Raw genomic sequence first — 20,577 nt, forward strand, 5'->3', positions numbered from 1 at the left:
AAATACGGAAAATAATTATGTCTGATTGGTCTATCGAAGATGCTCGCTCGGGTTATAACGTGACTCACTGGAGCCAAGGTTTTTATGGTATTCGTGAAGATGGCGAGGTGACTGTGTCACCTAACCCACAAAATCCTGATCATAAAGTTGGCTTAAATGAATTAGCCAAAAGTATGGTCGAAGCAGGCGTCTCGTTACCGGTATTAGTCCGTTTCCCGCAAATCTTACACCATAGAGTGGAAAGTTTATGCGAAGCATTTAATGATGCTATTAAAAAGTACGATTATCAAAATGATTACTTGTTAGTTTACCCCATTAAAGTAAACCAACAGAAAACGGTAGTTGAAGAAATTTTAGCTAGCCAAAAATCTAAAGAAGTCCCTCAGTTAGGACTTGAAGCCGGTAGTAAGCCAGAGTTAATGGCTGTACTTGCGATGGCACAAAAAGCCAGTTCAGTCATTGTATGTAATGGTTACAAAGATAAAGAATATATTCGTTTAGCACTTATCGGCGAAAAGCTTGGCCATAAGGTGTATATCGTTCTGGAAAAAATGTCAGAACTTAAAATGGTACTAATTGAAGCTGAAAAGCTTGGTATTACACCTCGCTTGGGTTTACGTGTGCGTTTGGCGTTCCAGGGCAAAGGTAAATGGCAAGCCAGCGGTGGTGAAAAGTCTAAATTTGGTTTGTCTGCTGCACAAGTGTTGAAAGTTATAGCTGAATTGAAAAGTGCTAATATGCTTGATTCTCTGCAGTTATTACATTTCCATTTAGGTTCGCAAATTGCCAACATTCGCGACATTCGCCAAGGCGTAAGTGAAGCCGGTCGTTTTTACTGTGAATTGCGCCAACTCGGTGCCAGCATTGACTGTTTCGATGTGGGCGGCGGATTAGCGGTTGACTACGACGGTACTCGTAGCCAAAGCAATAACTCAATGAACTATGGTTTAAATGAGTATGCCAACAATATCGTCAACGTATTAACCGATTTATGTAATGAGTACGAGCAACCAATGCCGCGTATTATTTCTGAATCTGGTCGCCATTTAACGGCGCATCACGCGGTGTTAATTACTGATGTTATTGGTACTGAAGCGTATCAACCAGAAAATATTCAGGAACCAAGTGAAGATGCGCCGCAATTGCTCCACAATATGTGGCAATCTTGGTTAGAAATCAGCGGTCGATATGATCAACGTGCGATTATTGAAATTTATCATGATAGTCAGAGTGATATTTCTGAAGCACATTCATTGTTTGCTGTGGGTCAATTAAGTTTGGCTGACCGAGCTTGGGCTGAACAAGCTAATTTACGTGTTTGCCATGAAGTGAAGGGATTATTAAGTAACAATAACCGTTATCACCGCCCAGTGATTGATGAATTAAATGAAAAGTTAGCCGATAAGTTTTTTGTTAACTTCTCTTTATTCCAGTCATTACCTGATGCATGGGGTATTGATCAAGTGTTCCCTGTGTTGCCGTTATCGGGTTTAGATAAAGCACCAGAGCGCCGTGCGGTTATGTTAGATATTACCTGTGACTCAGATGGTATTGTTGATCAATATGTTGACGGTCAAGGCATTGAAACCACGTTGCCAGTCCCAGCATGGAGCGCCGATAGCCCATATTTGATTGGTTTCTTCATGGTTGGCGCATACCAAGAAATCTTGGGTGATATGCATAACTTGTTTGGTGATACCAACTCTGCGGTTGTGCGTATTGATGAGCGTGGATTAAGCCAGATTGAATCTGTTTTAGAAGGCGATACGGTAGCTGACGTTTTACGTTATGTAAACTTAGATGCGGTTGACTTTATGCGCACTTATGAAGAGCTTGTGAATCAACATATTGTTGAAGATGAGCGTGCTAGCATTCTAGAAGAGTTACAGTTAGGGCTTAAAGGTTACACTTACTTAGAAGATTTTTAATCTTATCGACTAAGTGATGTTAACTTGTTATTTAAAAAGCCTAGTGACCTCAGGTTGCTAGGCTTTTAAGTTGCTAAGATACGTGTAACGACTCAGACAGTTACCATTAATAGGTATTTCATCGTTGAAAAATGCTCATTTGAACCACTAAAACTGCGTTTTTACCTTGAATAAAGCTAGCCTGAGCATTTACATTACATCTTAATACAAACATCTCTAATTTGAATGGATGCTGAGTAGTAACACATGTTTTTTGAAGGTTCAGAAAAAAAATTAGAGATAATTGTGAATGCATCAGCGCCTAAATTACGATCTTTAGATCGAACATTTTGGCTGAAGCTTGTGGCTGCCTCAAATGCAGACATTTTATCGTCAATAAGTAATGAATATTGTGATGCTTATTTACTGAGTGAATCGAGTTTATTTGTCTGGGATGATCGTATTGTAATGCTCACATGCGGAGCTAGCACGTTGGCAGAATCAGCTTGTTACTGCATTGAACATTTAGGCGAACAAGCGATTGCGTACGTATGTTATCAACGTAAAAATGAATATTACGCTCATTTACAAGCCAGCTCTTTTAGCGATGATGTGCTCAGATTAAGGCATTTTATTGCAGGGCAGGCCTATCGAATGGGGCATTTAGACAGTCATCATCATTATATTTTTACCACCGATAAGCATTATCAAGCCAGTCGACTTGATACCACCAATGAATTACTGATGTACCATATTAGTGGGACAGTGGCTGATTATTTACGAGGCGATCAGCAATCAACTATTCAAATTAGTCAGATGCTGCAACTGCAACAATTATTTAATGGTTTTAGTGTTGATCAGCATTTATTCAGTCCGTTAGGTTATTCAATCAACGGTATTCGCGGTACTGAATATTTTACAATACACATTACGCCACAAGAAAATAGCTCTTATGTGAGTGTTGAAACTAACATTGATATCAGCTCAACTCAGGTTGATATTTTTGCTGAACTGGTGAGATTATTACAGCCTAATAGCTGCGACATTATTGGTTTTAATAGTCATATTGCCAACAAGCCTTTCCCACATTATTTGTGTTTAAGCCATTGCGCGATGACAATTGAGCAAGGTTTCAACATACACTTCAGCCACTATCAGCAAAATGGCTTAGAAGTGCTAAGCCCGACACTCTTGTAATTACCTGCAGTTGCCTGCTTTTGGATCGTTTATGACTACTTTTGCAAAAAACTGATTATCCGCTTTATTCAAACGCATTAAGCTATTTACGCTAATCGCTCGGTTTTAAATCAACCGAGTCTGACGCAGACGTTGTGGTGATCGGTTTACCTTTTCATAGGGAACAACCGGCGGCTCTGGTGAAAAACCGTTGGCCTTGAGATTTTAGCCTGAGTAAAAGTATTGTTGAAGCCGCTACCGTCAATGGTTGTTTAGACCCCAATTTGCACCTTAAAGAGCTATGCTTATTTGTGGCGGATTATCTAGCAATAAAGTGATGATGATATTCGTGGTCTACTCGGTATAAACGTTGTCTGCATGGATGTTGTTGAAGTGGCACCGTCTTACAATTCTATATATATTACCGCTCTTGCTGAAGTAGCACTGTGCCTTGAAATGCTACACATCTGGACTGAAGGTAAAGGCTTAATTAAAAAGTAATTTCAACTTTGTAATTAAACACATTAGCCAACGAGTTGACGTTGGCTTTTTTGTGTCGGCTCAGCGTAGAATAGATACAGAAAGGTTTAATGAGGAGCCAATATGAGTGATTTAAGTGATATTCGCCGTGAATATACCCAAGGTGGATTAAGACGAGCGAATTTGCCTGTTAACCCAATGGATCTATTCGAACAATGGATGCAACAGGCAAAAGATGCCCAACTTTCTGACCCGACGGCCATGTGCGTCGCGACGGTGGACGAAGATGGCCAACCTTTTCAGCGTATTGTGTTACTAAAAAAGTTTGATGATAACGGTTTTGTATTTTTTACTAATTTAGAAAGCCGCAAAGCAAAACAGATTGCCACTAACAGTAAAATCAGTTTACTGTTTCCCTGGCATCCACTAGAACGTCAAGTGGCTGTATTAGGGGAAGCGGAGCCATTATCGATGTTGGATGTGGCTAAATATTTTATGTCTAGACCAAAAGACAGCCAAATCGCTGCCTGGGTATCTAAACAATCAAGCAAGATTAGCGCAAGGCAGGCTCTAGAAGGTAAATTTGCTGAAATGAAAGCTAAATTTGCCCAAGGTGAGGTTCCATTACCTAAGTTTTGGGGTGGATATTTAGTGCGACCAGCCAGCATTGAGTTTTGGCAGGGCGGTGAACATCGGTTACACGACCGATTTATTTACACTAAAACCGATGCGGATTGGAATATTGATCGGTTGGCACCTTAATGAGTGTTAATGAAGTGGAGCATTTTGCGGTGATAACCAATAAAATCTGGGTTGATGCTGATGCTTGCCCTAACCCAGTTAAAGAGATGTTATTTAGGGCATCTGAGCGTAAATCAGTTCGATTAGTGTTAGTGGCCAATCAAATGATTAACGTACCTAATTCACCATTAGTTAGCATGATAAGGGTGAGTTCGGGTTTTGATGAAGCAGATAACTACATTGTGGAACAAGTAGTGAAAGGGGACTTAGTGATTACTGCTGATATTCCTCTGGCATCTGATGCGGTTGATAAAGGCGCATTAGTATTAAACCCTCGTGGTACGGTGTATACCGCTGAAAATATAAAGCAGATTCTGACGATGCGTGACTTTATGGAAGAAATGCGCAGCAGTGGAATCCATACTGGCGGTCCGAATAGTTTTTCGCAAACGGATAAACATGCATTTGCACAAGCGTTGGACAAATGGCTGGCGAGATTGATCCCCAGCAAGATATAACCAAAGATTACTCTATACTTAATCTGACTTTCTATACAAAGGACTTTATGATGAAAAAATGGTTACCATTATTAGCCGCGAGCTTGCTGAGTACATCAGTGATGGCAGGCGATTGGCAAGTCAATCAAGATCATTCTCGAGTGAGCTTCATTTCGATTAAGAAGGCCGATGTTGCCGAAGTGCATCATTTTAAACAAGTTGCAGGTGCTTTAACGGATGCAGGTGCCTTTTCTCTATCGATTGATTTAAGCAGTGTTGATACCGGAATAGAAATTCGTGATCAACGGATGCAGACGGTATTATTTGAAGTTGCACAATTTCCAAAGTTAACTTTGGATGCGGTAGTTAATCCGAAATTGCTAGCTGGATTAAAAGTCGGTGACACGTTAACGACTCAAGTTGAGGCGACCATAAAATTACATGGTCAGAAACAACAGAAAAGTTTTGAAGTGTTAGTGGCTAAATTGTCTGACAAGAAAATGGTGATTTCAAGTTTAGCGCCAGTAATTGTTCAAGCAAATGAATTTGATTTAGTGTCCGGTGTCGAAAAACTTAAAGAAATGGCGGGATTGCCGAGCATCAGCTTAGCAGTGCCAGTGTCATTTGTGCTAACCTTAGCGCAATAGTTATACGTGGTTGTTAATGGCTTTCAATCATCAGGTTGAGAGCCATTTGTTGTTAAGAAGTTTTTAATAAGGGTGGTATAAAATGGTTACTGACAAAGACGGATACATGCATTTAATTCAGTATTTAACTGAACATTTAGGGCTGTTTGAGTCGTCCCAGAATAATGCCGCTGCAACGGAAACCGTCATGGAACTGTTTGAAGAGCAGTTATCTGCTCAAATCATCATGGTATGTGGTCAAAACCCGCAATTATCATTCGCACAGCGTAATATGGTGATCCGCGAAATTGACGCAATTGTATATGATTTAGAAGAGATTTTAGCCTCTGTCTCCAATCAACAAGCCACCCCTGAACAGAGTATCTTTATTACTGAATTTTCTGGACTGATTAAAAATTTATTCGATCAAGAAGTTGATCATTTATTGCAATAAACGTTTTACAACTGGCCGCTAATAAAGCGATTTGTAGATTTTTTGGGATTGATCATGTTTAAAAGAATTGTGATTTCGACTCTGCTGTGTTTGCTTTCTATATCTGTTTTTGCGAGTAATAAAACCGTTTTAAGTCAAGTTGAAACCATGACCGTCGCTAAGTCAGGACTACAATATAATGCCCGCATTGATACAGGTGCCGTAAATACTTCACTGCATGCTGTCGATTTAGAAATCATTGGCGGTGCATCTAAAAAAATGAAAAGCAATGTTGGCAAAATTGTCGAATTCACCACTGAAAATGAACGCGGTGAGAAAAAACGCATTCAAGCCGAAATTGTTAGTACTTCAAGGGTGAAGAATTCTCAAGGTATTGAAACTCGTTATATGGTGAAACTTGATGTCGGTTTTCCCAGTGAGTTGCATGATATTCATGTTAATTTACGCGACCGTAGCCACATGAATTACAAACTACTCATCGGACGTAATTTTTTAAAGCACAATTACATTGTGGATGTATCAGACAAAAAGACCATAGGTCCTTTAGCCGAGTTAAGCATTAAACAAACTGGCTTAATGTACAACACGCGTATTGACACCGGTGCCGTAGAAAACTCATTACACGCTGTGAATATTCGAGTCGAAAATGAAGATAAAGTGAACATTGAAAATAACATCGGTAAGATGATTACGTTTACTACAGCGAATGAAAAAGGCGAAAAAGCCGATGTACGCACTAAAATTAGGGGTACATCGTTAATTCGTAATGCACAAGGTACAGAAAGACGTTATATGGTGAGGTTAAGTGTTGGTGAGCCTCGTCACGAATTTATAGTCGATGTGAACCTTAAAGATCGTACCAAAATGGGTTATAAATTATTAATTGGCCGAAATTGGTTACAGGGTCACTATATGGTTGATGTGTCTAAAAAACATTAATTGCTTATTATGGATTAATAACGTTGGTCAATAACGTTGATCAATAACATCAGCTAACAATACCGCTCATTATGAGCGGTATTTTTTTGGCTGTTTTTCACGCCTAGGTAACCAAACAATATCGTTGACAGAGGAGAAGCGGTAGTTAGGAGCGCGTGTGGACTGAAATTACTTTTGTATTCACTGCAACATCTTTGCAACCTTATTGTCATCCGTAATCGATATAGTAGGCGCTGATTGAGCGATGTAACCTCATAGCAGGATGGTAAATACCTATCAAACAGGCAGTTATTACCCCGCTATCGCAGTTGTATCAATGACAACTCGCACACTATTGATTCGTCAATACGGTTTGTTAGCAAAACAATGGCAAGCTTGATATTGATGATTTGAACATAAACGGATCTTTATATGTTTATTACAACGATTAATCCGAGCTGAGGTTATAGCAATCAATAACATATCAATTGAATAATTAAATTAACTCATTGGATTTATGGATAATGAATAGGGGTTCACTATGTTAGTTCAAAAGTCGTTGCTCGCGATGTCGATATCATCATTAATGGTATTCAATGTTGCTGCCCAAGATGTGCTTATTTCAGAGTACATAGAAGGAAGCAGTAATAACAAAGCTATAGAATTGTACAATCCAAGTTCGGCAGCGATAGATTTGAGTGATTATGTGTTGTCATTTTATTTTAATGGCAATACTGCAGCGACAACCAATATTACATTGGATGGTAATGTTGCAGCCAACTCAACGTTTGTTATTGCCGATAATGATGCATCAGCAGAAATCCTTGCGCTTGCCCAACAGATTAGTACTGCGAGCTTTTTTAATGGTGATGATGCCATTGTACTCAGTCACAATAACCTAGTTATCGACTCCCTAGGGCAAGTGGGTACAGACCCCGGATCACAATGGGGTACGGGTGATTTATCGACTCAAAATAACACTCTTCGTCGTGACACCAGTCAATTAGTTGCCGATGCCATTATTGACGATGAAGTCACCTTAACAGGCTGGCAAGGTTTTACTCAAGATGACATCAGTGATTTAGGTGTTTTCGCAGGTAATGATTCAGGCCCAACAGATCCTGTTGATCCAACTGACCCAATTGAATTTGTGTGTTCACAAAGTGCTGTCGCAATCCATGACATTCAAGGTATAGATGCCGCAAGCCCATTAGTGGGTTCAGACGTGGTGGTTGAAGCTATTGTGACAAGTAATCAACAAGCTGGGCTAAAGGGTATCTTTATCCAAATGGCCGACAGCGAAGTCGATACTGACATTAACACCTCAGAAGGTATTTTTGTTTACAGCGGTAATCAACCATTGGATGTGAATGCCGGAGATCGAGTTCGTTTACAAGCTTCTGTTGCCGAATACCAAGGTACAACTCAGTTATCTAATGTGACTCAATTTTCTCTATGTGGCACTAATCAATCATTACCTGTGGTTGCTACTGTCACATTGCCGTTAGCCGACAATCAACAACTTGAGCATGTTGAAGGCATGCGTGTATTATTCGATCAATCTCTAGTGGTCAATGAAGTGTATAATTTGGGCCGTTATGGTGAAGTGTCTTTAGGCAGTAGTCGCCATTTTATAGGTACTCAAGTTGCTTTACCTGGTGCTGCTGCTCTGGCTGTGACAGAAGCAAATGCCAAAGATAGTATCTTGTTGGATGATGGCTTAACCAGTCAAAATCCGGAACAAATTCGTTATCCAGCTCCTGGGTTATCAGCCACAAATACTTTACGGGTAGGGGATTCTGTTTCTGGGCTCGAGGGCATAATGCATTATGGCTTTAGCCAATACCGAGTGATACCAGCTCAAGTGGTTAATGTGGTGCAAAATAACCAGCGCCAATCTACTCCAGAGTTACCGCTTGACGCAGATCTTCGTGTCGCCAGTTTCAATGTGCTTAATTATTTCAACGGTGATGGGAATGGCAATGGATTTCCGACCGATCGCGGCGCCGACACGTTATCTGAATTTGAGCGTCAACGCGTTAAAATTATCAGTGCAATGCATGCCATTAACGCTGATGTATTTGGTTTAATGGAAATTGAAAATGACGGTTATGGTAGCGATTCAGCCATTAACGACTTAGTCAGCGGATTAAACCAAGCTATGGGGGCTGAGGTATACGCTTATGTTGTGCCTTCAGTGACACAAATAGGTACCGATGCAATTGCAGTGGGAATGATCTATCGTGCTGATAAAATAACTCCAACAGGTGATGCTCAAATATTATCATCAGCTAATTCGCCTGTTGATGGAAATGGCACCGCGTTATTCGATGACGGCAAAAACCGTCCAATGTTAACTCAATCATTTATGTTGAATGATCGGGATGACAGCATTGTTGTTGCCGTAAACCATTTAAAATCAAAAGGAAGCAGTTGCGACAGTATCAATGACCCCGATTTATTTGATGGCCAAGGAAACTGTAATTTAACTCGTACTCGAGCAACAGATGCCATTGGGCAATGGTTAATGGCTCAGTATCCAGAGCAAAAAATCTTGGTAATAGGTGATTTAAATGCTTATGCCAAAGAAAATCCACTCACTCAACTTGCCAACCATGGCTATAGCGAGCTTAATGCGCATTTTGGTAATGTTAATTCGTACTCCTACGTGTTCTCGGGTGAGTCAGGTCAATTAGACCATGCATTAGCAAACCAAGCGTTATTGGATAATGTATTAGCGATAACGGAATGGCATATTAATGCTGACGAGCCAAGGATCCTTGATTATAACGAAGAGTATAAATCAGCAGCTCAGATACTAGACTTGTATCAAGCTGATGGTTTCCGTTCTTCAGACCATGATCCAGTGATTGTTTCGCTGCAATTTGAGATCCAAAATGAGCTCCCAATCGCCAGTTTTGACCATCAACTTAATGGTAGTCAGCTAAAGGTTCAGTCTACCTCTATTGATAATGATGGTGACATTACGTTATTAGAATGGGATTTTGGTGATGGTACTATCGTTAATGGTACTGTTGCTAATGGAGAAACGGCTTCGCATCAATATCAGCAATCAGGCAATTATCAAGTCCAGCTTACTGTTACTGACAATAAAGGCGACGTTGTGACAACCGTTAAAACCATCAATGTGGTTGTTGAACCGACTAATATCGCGCCTACTGCGCAAATACACCTGGTCAACTTATGGTTTATGAAATTATTTATTTCAACTAGCTATGACCAAGACGGTTTTATTAAACGTCAAAACTGGCTATTTAACAATGGTCGTAAAGCACATGGGCCAATCGCGTTTAGTTTCAGTCGTCGCGATAAAGCTGTGTCACTGACGGTTGTCGATAATGACGGTGAAAAAGACACTGCAACACTCAATTTTAGATAGGTCAATATTGTCGATTTGTGAATAAATATTCGCTACAAATAATAAGGAAGGCGTAACATGCGCCTTTTTTATTGTGCTTTCTCCATACAAAACGTCCTTTGTGATAACTTTTCGACACCTCCAAATTGTTACATACAAGCCCAATAGATATTCATTCATTCTCATCATCAGTAGACCGACGATTTTGCTTAGCAAGACTGTTAGCTTATTACTTGTCGTCACCGATACATGCTAAGTGGGTTAATTGCAGGTAAATACAACTATTTGCCATTAAATATACCAATAATGACTAGTAAATTTAGACTCGCTAACGTAAAATTTCACTCTTTTATTTTAACCCCAGTTTTGATGGTTTATTTGTCATAATAAGCGTCAAACTACCGCGTCGTCACTCACTACCGAGTTTCACTTTTGTGTACTCGCATAGCCGACAAGACGCCCAATCGCATTTAAATGCAAAAATGCAGTGGATGATAACATGCAGCAGTTAACCGAGATCGTAGAACAAGCCTTAGAAGTCATTGATAAGGCCAGTGATCTAAAGACATTGGATGATATCCGTGTCGATTACCTTGGTAAAAAAGGTAAAATCACTGACATGATGAAAATGATGGGATCATTAAGTGCAGAAGAAAAACCTGCCTTTGGTGCCGCAGTCAATCAAGCTAAACAAGCCGTTCAACAGCAGTTGACTGAGCGTATTGACGGATTAAAAGCATCGGAATTAGAAGCCAAATTAATTGCTGAAAATATTGATGTGACTTTACCCGGTCGTACCTTAGATATCGGTGGTTTGCATCCGGTTACGCGTACTATCGAACGTATTGAAACCTTCTTTGGTGAGTTAGGCTTTGTTGTTAAGCAAGGTCCTGAAATCGAAGATGATTTCCATAATTTCGATGCGTTAAATATTTCTGAGCATCATCCTGCTCGTGCCGATCATGACACTTTTTACTTTAATCCTAAAGTGATGTTACGCACCCAAACATCGGGCGTACAAATTCGCACGATGGAACATGAAAAGCCGCCACTTCGGATCATTTCTCCAGGCCGTGTTTATCGTAATGATTACGACCAAACTCACACGCCAATGTTCCACCAAGTTGAAGGGTTAATGGTTGCTGAAAACGTTAACTTTGCAGAGCTTAAGGGCATTTTGCATGATTTTTTACGTAACTTCTTTGAAGAAGACTTAGAAGTCCGTTTCCGCCCATCTTACTTTCCATTTACAGAACCTTCTGCTGAAGTAGACGTGATGGGTAAAAATGGCAAATGGTTAGAAGTATTAGGCTGCGGCATGGTACATCCAAATGTACTGCGCAGTGTTGGTATTGACCCTGAGAAATACTCTGGTTTTGCTTTTGGTATGGGTGTTGAGCGTTTAACCATGTTGCGCTACGGCGTAAATGATTTACGTGCCTTCTTCGAAAACGATTTACGTTTTCTTAAGCAATTCAAATAACGGAGCAAAAATTAGATGAAATTCAGTGAATCTTGGCTTCGTGAGTGGGTTAACCCATCAGTAAGTCGTGACGCATTATCACACCAAATCACCATGGCCGGTCTTGAAGTTGACGGTATTGATGCCGTAGCTGCCGATTTTAGCGGCGTGATAATTGGTGAAGTGGTTGAATGTGGCCAACATCCAGATGCAGACAAATTACGCGTCACCAAAATCAATGTTGGCGGCGATGAGCTTATCGACATTGTTTGTGGTGCACCAAACTGTCGTTTAGGCTTAAAAGTTGCTGTAGCAATGGTTGGCGCTGTGTTACCTGGCGATTTTAAAATTAAAAAAGCTAAGTTGCGCGGTCAACCGTCAATGGGCATGTTGTGCTCGTATGGCGAGTTAGGTATCGACATCGAAAGCGATGGCATTATTGAGCTACCGACTGATGCACCAATCGGTGTCAATGTACGTGAATTCTTGCAATTAGATGACGCCATTATTGATGTTGATTTAACGGCTAACCGTGCTGATTGTTTAGGCATGGCAGGACTTGCACGTGAAGTGGGTGTCTTAAATCGCCAAGCAGTGACAGAACCTTCTTGGGACGCGGTAACGGCCACGATTGACGCGCCATTTAGCATTAATGTTGTTGCGCCAGATTTGTGCCCACGTTACTTAGGCCGTGTGGTTAAAAACATCAATGTTAAGGCTGCTACGCCATTATGGATGCAAGAAAAATTGCGTCGCAGTGGTATTCGCTCAATTGATCCAATCGTTGATATCACCAACTATGTGTTGATCGAATTTGGTCAGCCAATGCATGCGTTTGATTTAAATACCTTAAACGGCGGTATTACCGTGCGTTTAGCTGATGGTGTTGAAAAGCTAACCTTACTGGATAGCAACGAAATTACCGTTCCAAGCGATACCTTAGTGATTGCAGACGACAAACAAGCGGTAGCGCTTGCGGGTGTGTTTGGCGGCGAAAGTACTGGTGTGAATGAAAACACTCAAGACATTCTTTTAGAGTGCGCCTTCTTTGCACCGTTAGCCATTATGGGTAAATCTCGTCGTTTAGGCTTACACACAGACGCGTCACACCGTTTTGAGCGTGGTGTAGACCCTGAGCTGCAACATAAGGTCATGGACCGCGCTACTCGCCTTGTATTGGATATCTGTGGTGGTGAAGCAGGGCAAGTGATTGAAGCTGTGTCTACTGAGCATTTACCAACAGCGGCTAAAATAACTCTGCGTCGTAGCAAGTTAGATAAAACCTTAGGTCACTTTATTCCTGACTCTGACGTGGTTGAAATTCTAGAACGTTTAGGTTTTAGCGTGCAAACCTGCGGTGATGTATGGAATGTGACAACCGCGACTTATCGTTTTGATATGGCGATTGAAGAAGATTTAATCGAAGAAGTGGCCCGTATTTACGGTTACAACAACATTCCTAATACCGCACCAAAAGCGGCGTTAAGCATGCCAGATCACAAAGAAGCGGATATTTCGTTAAAACGTGTGCGCAGTATCTTTGTGGCTCGTGGTTTCCAAGAAGCCGTTACCTACAGCTTCGTCGACCCAAAGATGCAGAACATTGTTCATCCTGGCGAAGAAGCGATGGTGTTGCCTAACCCGATTTCTGTCGAAATGTCAGCAATGCGCTTATCAATGTTTACGGGTTTATTGACCGCGGTAGGCTATAACCAGAGCCGCCAGCAAAATAGAGTACGTTTATTTGAGACAGGTTTACGCTTTGTTCCTGATGCACAAGCAGATTCTGGTGTTCGTCAACAAGCTATGCTGGGCGCGGTTATTTCTGGTGCTCAAAACGAAGAACATTGGTCAATGGAATCGAAAACAGTCGACTTCTTTGATTTAAAAGGTGATTTAGAAGCAATAATCGGCTTGACAGTTGCCTCTACAGAATTTAGCTTTAGAGGGGCAACACATCCTGCGCTGCATCCAGGTCAATGTGCTGAAATATTACGAAATAATCGAGTCATTGGTTACATCGGTGCTATCCATCCTAGTTTGGAAAAGCCGTTTGGACTCAATGGAAAAACAATTGTTTTTGAGTTAGAACTGGATGCATTATTGCACGCCCGTTTGCCGCTAGCCCAAGCTGTGTCTAAGTTTCCTGCCAATCGCCGTGATATCGCGGTAGTAGTAGATGAAACAGTTTCTGCAACTGATGTTATGAATTTGATAAGAAAAGTTGGCGAAAATCAGTTGGTTGGCTTAAACTTGTTCGATGTATACCAAGGTAAAGGTGTTGAGCCAGGCAAAAAGAGCCTAGCCATCGCACTTACGTTACAAGACACTACTCGTACACTTGAAGATAAAGATATTACTGAGACTATGGAATCAGTAGTATCGGCTCTAAAGACCGAGTTCAACGCATCGTTGAGGGATTAAAGTATGGCACTTACCAAAGCCGAAATGGCAGAACATCTTTTTGAAACATTAGGCATTAACAAACGTGTGGCTAAAGAGATGGTCGAGTCTTTCTTTGAAGAAATTCGTGAAGCACTCGAAAGTGGTGAGCAGGTCAAGTTATCTGGCTTTGGCAACTTTGACCTTAGGGACAAGAATCAAAGACCGGGAAGGAACCCGAAAACTGGTGAAGATATTCCGATTTCTGCACGCCGTGTTGTTACCTTCCGTCCTGGACAGAAGTTAAAATCACGTGTCGAAGCGGCAAACTCGGGTAAAAAATAGTTCACTAGTTAATACGCCAATCCGAACGGATCTGTATTACGAAGAGCCACTCTTAATTGAGTGGCTCTTTTGTTTTTGAATTTGGTGAATGTATGCCCTCGTCTATACCATCAGCTTGTTATTGGCATGGTCACTTTGTTATCTGATAAATATTGCCCAAGCTGTTCTATAAAACGGAGCTGACTGTATGGCAACACAGACGTTTGGAATTGTCTGGTATAATTTCTGTTTCACACTCATTAATCACTAGTATAATGCCATCGTTATAATATGATTTTTCACCGTGGGTCACGGTCAGTTTATTTGGAGTTTCTTTTGGCACGACAAGCAAAACATTTTGATACTCGCTTTAATAAATCACTATTGCATCCTCGTTACTGGGGAACATGGCTAGCTATCGCCGTGTTGTTTCTATTTGGCGTACTTCCCGCAAGCGTAAGAGATCCCATTGCGAGATTGTTGGCTCGAGTCGTGATGAAAGTGGCCAAAAAACCATTGCGAATAGCAAAGGTGAACATTACCCATTGTTTTCCAGAAAAATCAGCTGAACAAGTCGATGAATTAATCAAAAAAAATGTTGAAACATTTGTCATTACTTTATTATCGCAAGCAGAGCTGCTTATTCGTTCTACCGCGCACCTTAAACGACGTATCCAACTTAATGGTTTTGAGCATGTTAAAGCCGCACGCGATGCTAAGCAGCCGATTATTTTCATCATGCCGCATGTATGGCCGATGGAGTACGCAGGTCTTCGTATTAACATGGAAATACCTTTAGTGACTATGGCTAAGGCTCATCGCAATGGGTTATTTAATTGGTTTAGCAATCGGATGCGCAGCAGTCAAAATGGTCGCGTATATATGCGTGAAGCAGGCATCAGAGCATTGTTAGCAGAGTTAAAAAATGATAACAGCTTTTTCTATTTACCAGATGAAGACTTAGGCCCTGAACAGAGTGTGTTTGCACCATTTATGGGTACGGTTAAAGCGACGTTACCCGTAGTAGGGCGCTTAGCTCAAGCAGGTAACGCGCAAGTTATGCCTGTTAAAATTGGATACGATCAACAAGCTAAACAATTTATTATGACGGTGATGCCAGCGGTTAATCCTGATGAAATGATTGGCAAAAAAAACGAAGCTATCGTATTAAACAAAGTCGTTGAGCAGGTCGTTAACGCTTATCCAGAACAATATATGTGGTTTTTAAAATTGCTCAAAACTCGCCCTCCAGGTGAGCAAGAATTTTACTAAAATATAATTATCACCATAATATGAACACAAAAATAATAAGAGGTTTATATGGATTTTAATGAATTATTAACGTCTTTATCGTTTGTGGTATTCACCTACGATAAACATCAAATAACTTTATTGCAGCTGCTGCAAGTACCTCTCTACCTATTTTTAGCGTGGTTTATTATTACTCGTGTTGGGCGATTGATTGTTAAAGCACTAAAGCGACGTAAAGTGGGCGCTGATGCCATTCACTTGTTCACTCGCATGTACTTTATTATCAGTATTGCGGTGTTGGTTTTCACCAGTATGGAAATGTTAAATATTCCATTAACCGCTTTTGCATTTGTGTCTGGTGCTATTGCTATTGGTGTTGGTTTTGGTGCCCAGAACATCATCAATAACTTTATCAGTGGTTGGATTTTAATGTGGGAACGCCCAATTAGAATCGGTGACTTTTTAGAAGTTGGTGAAGCCCGTGGAGTTGTAGAGTGTATTAATACTCGCTCAACCTTGATACGCCGTAATGATGGGGTGCACATGTTGGTTCCAAATAGCCAACTGCTTGAAAATACAGTGACCAATTGGACTTTGATTGATAAAAATGCACGAACATTTGTTCGTGTTGGTGTCGCTTACGGTTCGGATGTGATTAAAGTTCGCGAGCTGATTTATCAAGTTATTGCTGAACGGGATGATATTTTGCCGCAACCTAAACCCTCAGTCTTATTTGAGGACTTTGGCGACAACGCATTGATTTTTGACTTGATATTTTGGGTCAGCGCCGTGTCAGAAACAGATATCCGCCGCCGTCGTAGCGAAATTCGCTTTAGAATGTACGAGCTATTCAATGAGAATAATGTGTCTATAGCATACCCTCAGCGCGACTTGCATGTAGATGGACATTTGACGATAACTCAAAGTCATAAAAATCAGCTCTGAGTTTACCTCCAATAAAAAAGACGCAAATGCGTCTTTTTTATTGTGCGATTAACGCTTAAAAGCTACTTGGCTTTATTATGGCGATCTAATAAGTTTCTATTAATATCAGCCATTGATAAGCCTTGGTCTTCAAGTAACACAATTAAATGATACATCAAATCAGAGGCTTCATTCACAAGTTCCTCTTTATCATGAGTCGCAGCAGCAAGGGCGGTTTCTAAACCTTCTTCACCCACTTTTTGCGCCATACGTTTAGTACCACTTTCAAATAGTGATGCGGTATAACTTGAATCTGCACTTTGGCCTTTACGCGAAATAATCAAATTGGTCAGATTATCAATAAAAGGGTGAGCGTTGCCATCTTTCCAGCAGCTTTCTGTCCCCGTGTGACATGTAGGACCGTTAGGGATGACTTGTACTAAAAAGCTGTCGTTGTCGCAGTCTTTGTCGATAGCGATGAGATCAAGTGTGTTACCTGAGGTTTCACCTTTAGTCCATAAACGCTGTTTAGAGCGACTAAAAAAGGTCACTTGTTTAGTGGCTAAGGTTTTCTCTAATGCCGCTTTATCCATGTAACCTAGCATAAGTACTTTGCCAGTTAGGTGGTGCTGTACAACGGCTGGGATTAACCCTTGTTGCTTGTCCCAATCTAGGCTTGTGCTATCAAATGTAATGCTTGTCATGTGTAATCTCTTATTTGATGAGGCTATTTACTGTTTGGTTTGGTCGTTAAGCGTAAGCCTATAAACGAATCGCAATGTTATTGGCATGCAAGTATTGCTTTAACTCACCAATATCAATAATGCCTTTGTGAAATACGCTAGCTGCTAATGCGGCGTCAACCTTAGCCAGTTCAAACACGGCTTTAAAGTGTTCCATTGTGCCAGCACCGCCTGAAGCGATTAACGGTACATCGCAAATCGCGCGCACAATGCTGAGCTGTTTGATGTCATAACCGCCGCGCACGCCGTCTTGGTTCATGACGTTTAATACAATTTCGCCACAACCACGTTTTTGCACTTCTTCAACCCAATCTTGGGTATACCATTGAGTGTCTTTGGTTGCCGCTTCGTCACCGGTAAACTGTTTTACTTTATAGCTATCACTAACAGCATCGTAAAATGAGTCAATGCCGATGACAATACATTGGCGGCCGAACTCATCTTGTAGGCGTGATATTAAACTCGGATCGCTTAATGCGGGCGAGTTGATTGATATTTTATCCGCGCCAAAGGCTAACTTTTCACGGGCTTGCTCGATGGTTTTTATACCACCAGCGACACAAAATGGAATATCAATTTGTTCAGCAACGCGGCTTACCCAAGATTTATCGATAACACGGTCGTGGGCGCTGGCGGTGATGTCATAAAATACTAATTCATCAGCGCCTTCTTCTGCATAACGGGCGGCGAGGGGAACGATATCTCCAACTATTTCGTGATTACGAAACTGCACTCCTTTAACTACTTTACCTTCACGTACGTCAAGACACGGAACTATGCGTTTGGCCAGCATTGTATTGCCTCCTCAACGGTAAATTGATTAATCAACAGTGCTTTACCGATAATGATACCCGATGCTTTGCTGTCGCGTACCGCAGCGACGTTATCGAGCGTTGCAATGCCGCCAGAGGCTTGCCACAGAATATTTGGATAAGTCGCGGCTAACTCAGTGTAAAGTTCAGTATTAGCGCCAGTTAAGGTGCCGTCACGGCTGATATCGGTCACTAAAGCATGCTTAAGGCCGACAGTTTCAAATTCAGCAACTAATGACTCTAGCGATTTACCACCACCAGATTGCCAGCCCGATACCGCAACAATCTTGTCGCCGTTATCATTGATGTTAACGTCCAGCGCTAAACAAATAGCATCGCTACCGTATTTTACAAACCAACTTTTTACCAGCTCAGGTTCTTTAACCGCAAGCGAACCAATAACTACGCGTTTGACACCAATGGCCAACAATTCTGCGACTTGATCTTCGCTGCGAATACCACCGCCCACTTGAATATCAACATTAAGCCCTGCAGCAAGTTCAGCAATCAATTTAGTTTGGCGTTTATTAGGATCTTTAGCTCCCGTTAAGTCGACGATATGCAGCAGCTTTGCCCCTTGGGCTTGATAAGATTGCAACTGTGCCAGTGGACTTAAGTCAAAGGTGGTTTGTTTGTCGTAGTCACCTTGGTATAAACGCACCACTTGGCCGTCAATTAAATCAATGGCAGGAATAATCATTGTGGTGCCCCCATGTTTAACCCCATCTGTAAAAAGTTCTGTAAAATTTTCGCGCCCACTTTGGCACTTTTTTCCGGGTGGAATTGCACCCCAAAAAAGTTACCTTTACCAATGGCTGCACTGAATGACTCGCCATATGTGCTGCTGGCTAAGGTGTACTCACTGATTGGTGCACGATAGCTGTGAACAAAATACACGTAGCTGCCATTTTCTATACCAACAAATAAAGGATGGTCGCTTACCTCAATTTGATTCCAGCCCATGTGCGGCAACGGTAAGCCTTTGCTGTCTAAGTCGCCAATATCAGTGGGCACTAATCCTAAACAGGTGATATCTTGTTCGCTGCGACCGCCATGTTCATTAGACAAAGATGCCAGCATTTGCATGCCTAAACACACACCCATAACAGGTTGTGTTAAGCTTTTAATTAGCTCGATAAGGTTCTTTTGTTTTAGGGCGTCCATGGCCGCACCTGCGGTGCCAACACCAGGCAGTACTACTCTTGCGGCGCTGCGGATGACATCAAAGTCAGCGCTGACAATAACATTGGCGTTAAGGCGCTCAAAAGCAAACCGTACAGAGCTTAAATTGGCACAACCGGTATCAATAATCACAGTAAGATCATTGGTAGAGCTTGAAGCATTCAATATTTGTGTCACATGAACTCCTTACAGCACACCTTTGCTTGATGGCAGTATGTCACCTTCCACTTTCACCGCTTGGCGAAGTGTGCGGCCTAGCACTTTAAATAGCGCTTCCACTTTGTGGTGATCATTGTCGCCTTTCGAGCCAATGTGCAATGTGCAACGCAGACCATCAGCGAATGAACGGAAGAAGTGAGGTACCATTTCGATAGCCATTTCACCCACCATTTCACGGTCAAAATCAGCACTGAATTTTATAAACGGACGACCAGAAATGTCCATTAAGCATTCGCCACTGGCTTCATCCATCGGTAAGCTGAAACCAAAACGAGCAATACCGCGCTTGTCGCCTAAGGCTTGACGAATTGCGTCGCCAATCGCGAGAGCTGTGTCTTCTACGCTGTGGTGGTCATCAATTTCTAGGTCGCCGTCAACATGGACGTCCATTTTAAAGTTACCGTGGGTTTGAATTTGATCTAGCATGTGGTCAAAAAAGCCAATACCAGTATCAATCTTACCTTTGCTTTGGCTGTCTAAGTCGATGGTGACTTTGATGTCAGTTTCTTTGGTGGTACGCACGACCGTAGCAACGCGACCTTTACTCAGTAACGCGCTGGCAATAGTGTCCCAGTCGAGTGTTTGACGATTATATTTAAAGCTTTTAATGCCCATGGCATTGGCAAGTTCAACGTCGGTTTCACGATCGCCAATGACTGCCGATTCGGTAAAATCCACTTTGCCTTGGGTTAAGTAGTCTTTTACTAAGCCCAGTTTGGGCTTACGGCAGCTGCAGTTTTCATCATTAAAGTGTGGACAGATAACCACATCGTCAAATATCACACCTTGGCTTGCAAAAATTTGCATCATCATGTCGTGCGGGGCATCAAAGTCTTCTTTTGGAAACGAAGGTGTGCCCAAACCGTCTTGATTGCTGACCATCACTAAGCGGAAACCTGCATTCTGTAATTTAAGTAACGCTGGGATCACTTTTGGCTCAAATACTAATTTGGCCAAACTATCGAGTTGCTTATCGATGGCTGGTTCTTCAACTAATGTACCGTCGCGGTCGATAAAAAGGATTTTCTGTTTCATGCTAACTACCTTAAATGGTGATATCTAATTCTTATTTATGATGTATAGGGTATTGGCCGATATGT

19 protein-coding genes are annotated in these 20,577 nt (G+C 41.5%); 14 read left to right on the top strand and 5 right to left on the bottom strand.

Annotation, left to right across the window (positions count from 1 at the left end):
* Positions 1–17 precede the first annotated feature (17 nt).
* The 14 genes from speA (at position 18) to H5181_RS08315 (ending at position 16,542) form a co-directional block, all read left to right on the top strand.
* Positions 18–1,928: a biosynthetic arginine decarboxylase gene (gene speA / locus H5181_RS08255; RefSeq protein WP_059745387.1), complete on the top strand. Its 1,911-nt coding sequence runs from the start codon at positions 18–20 to the stop codon at positions 1,926–1,928.
* Between the two features lie 246 nt (positions 1,929–2,174).
* Entirely contained in the window at positions 2,175–3,104 is a 930-nt protein-coding gene (locus tag H5181_RS08260) for an adenosylmethionine decarboxylase (RefSeq protein ID WP_182750753.1), read from the top strand.
* A gap of 357 nt (positions 3,105–3,461) precedes the next feature.
* Complete coding sequence (locus H5181_RS20980) at positions 3,462–3,584, top strand: hypothetical protein (RefSeq protein ID WP_011637167.1); 123 nt, start codon at positions 3,462–3,464, stop codon at positions 3,582–3,584.
* 102 nt (positions 3,585–3,686) lie between these two features.
* A complete protein-coding gene (gene pdxH, locus H5181_RS08265) occupies positions 3,687–4,325 on the top strand; it encodes a pyridoxamine 5'-phosphate oxidase (RefSeq protein ID WP_011637168.1) in 639 nt (212 codons plus the stop codon).
* The gene (locus H5181_RS08270; RefSeq protein WP_011637169.1) at positions 4,325–4,822 is read left to right on the top strand and encodes a YaiI/YqxD family protein; all 498 of its coding nucleotides are present in this window, start codon (positions 4,325–4,327) and stop codon (positions 4,820–4,822) included. The genes pdxH and H5181_RS08270 overlap by 1 nt, the downstream gene beginning before the upstream one ends.
* 50 nt (positions 4,823–4,872) lie before the next feature.
* A complete protein-coding gene (locus H5181_RS08275; RefSeq protein ID WP_041412905.1) occupies positions 4,873–5,448 on the top strand; it encodes a YceI family protein in 576 nt (191 codons plus the stop codon).
* 82 nt (positions 5,449–5,530) lie between these two features.
* Positions 5,531–5,881: a DUF3802 family protein gene (locus tag H5181_RS08280; protein WP_011637171.1), complete on the top strand. Its 351-nt coding sequence runs from the start codon at positions 5,531–5,533 to the stop codon at positions 5,879–5,881.
* A gap of 54 nt (positions 5,882–5,935) precedes the next feature.
* Positions 5,936–6,820, top strand: coding sequence for a RimK/LysX family protein (locus H5181_RS08285; protein ID WP_059745382.1), 885 nt, complete (start codon positions 5,936–5,938; stop codon positions 6,818–6,820).
* A 520-nt stretch (positions 6,821–7,340) separates the two neighbouring features.
* A complete protein-coding gene (locus H5181_RS08290; protein WP_182750754.1) occupies positions 7,341–10,199 on the top strand; it encodes an ExeM/NucH family extracellular endonuclease in 2,859 nt (952 codons plus the stop codon).
* Between the two features lie 478 nt (positions 10,200–10,677).
* Positions 10,678–11,661 carry a phenylalanine--tRNA ligase subunit alpha gene (gene pheS / locus H5181_RS08295; protein WP_059745381.1) on the top strand — a complete coding sequence of 328 codons (984 nt, stop codon included), beginning with the start codon at positions 10,678–10,680 and terminating at the stop codon, positions 11,659–11,661.
* Positions 11,662–11,676: 15 nt separating this feature from the next.
* Positions 11,677–14,064 carry a phenylalanine--tRNA ligase subunit beta gene (pheT, locus tag H5181_RS08300; protein ID WP_182750755.1) on the top strand — a complete coding sequence of 796 codons (2,388 nt, stop codon included), beginning with the start codon at positions 11,677–11,679 and terminating at the stop codon, positions 14,062–14,064.
* A gap of 3 nt (positions 14,065–14,067) precedes the next feature.
* Positions 14,068–14,367 (top strand): integration host factor subunit alpha, encoded by a 300-nt coding sequence (gene ihfA, locus H5181_RS08305; protein ID WP_011637176.1) that lies wholly within the window; start codon positions 14,068–14,070, stop codon positions 14,365–14,367.
* Positions 14,368–14,682: 315 nt separating this feature from the next.
* Positions 14,683–15,618, top strand: a complete 936-nt coding sequence (lpxM, locus tag H5181_RS08310; RefSeq protein WP_182750756.1) for a lauroyl-Kdo(2)-lipid IV(A) myristoyltransferase — start codon at positions 14,683–14,685, stop codon at positions 15,616–15,618.
* Between the two features lie 48 nt (positions 15,619–15,666).
* A complete protein-coding gene (locus H5181_RS08315; protein ID WP_182750757.1) occupies positions 15,667–16,542 on the top strand; it encodes a mechanosensitive ion channel family protein in 876 nt (291 codons plus the stop codon).
* Between the two features lie 62 nt (positions 16,543–16,604).
* Here H5181_RS08315 and hisIE read toward each other — a convergent pair whose 3' ends face one another.
* The 5 genes from hisIE to hisB are packed head-to-tail and all read right to left on the bottom strand — an operon-like array spanning position 16,605 to position 20,512.
* Complete coding sequence (gene hisIE, locus H5181_RS08320; RefSeq protein WP_182750758.1) at positions 16,605–17,225, bottom strand: bifunctional phosphoribosyl-AMP cyclohydrolase/phosphoribosyl-ATP diphosphatase HisIE; 621 nt, start codon at positions 17,223–17,225, stop codon at positions 16,605–16,607.
* Positions 17,226–17,283: 58 nt separating this feature from the next.
* Positions 17,284–18,057: an imidazole glycerol phosphate synthase subunit HisF gene (gene hisF / locus H5181_RS08325; RefSeq protein WP_011637180.1), complete on the bottom strand. Its 774-nt coding sequence runs from the start codon at positions 18,055–18,057 to the stop codon at positions 17,284–17,286.
* Positions 18,039–18,776 carry a 1-(5-phosphoribosyl)-5-[(5-phosphoribosylamino)methylideneamino]imidazole-4-carboxamide isomerase gene (hisA, locus tag H5181_RS08330; protein ID WP_182750759.1) on the bottom strand — a complete coding sequence of 246 codons (738 nt, stop codon included), beginning with the start codon at positions 18,774–18,776 and terminating at the stop codon, positions 18,039–18,041. Before hisA ends, hisF begins: the two co-directional genes overlap by 19 nt.
* A complete protein-coding gene (gene hisH / locus H5181_RS08335) occupies positions 18,773–19,435 on the bottom strand; it encodes an imidazole glycerol phosphate synthase subunit HisH (protein ID WP_182750760.1) in 663 nt (220 codons plus the stop codon). Before hisH ends, hisA begins: the two co-directional genes overlap by 4 nt.
* Positions 19,436–19,444: 9 nt before the next feature.
* Entirely contained in the window at positions 19,445–20,512 is a 1,068-nt protein-coding gene (hisB, locus tag H5181_RS08340; protein ID WP_182750761.1) for a bifunctional histidinol-phosphatase/imidazoleglycerol-phosphate dehydratase HisB, read from the bottom strand.
* Between the last annotated feature and the right edge of the window lie 65 nt (positions 20,513–20,577).

This window comes from Shewanella sp. SG44-2 (assembly GCF_014164215.1).
In the GTDB taxonomy this organism is placed as follows: Bacteria; Pseudomonadota; Gammaproteobacteria; order Enterobacterales; family Shewanellaceae; genus Shewanella; species Shewanella frigidimarina.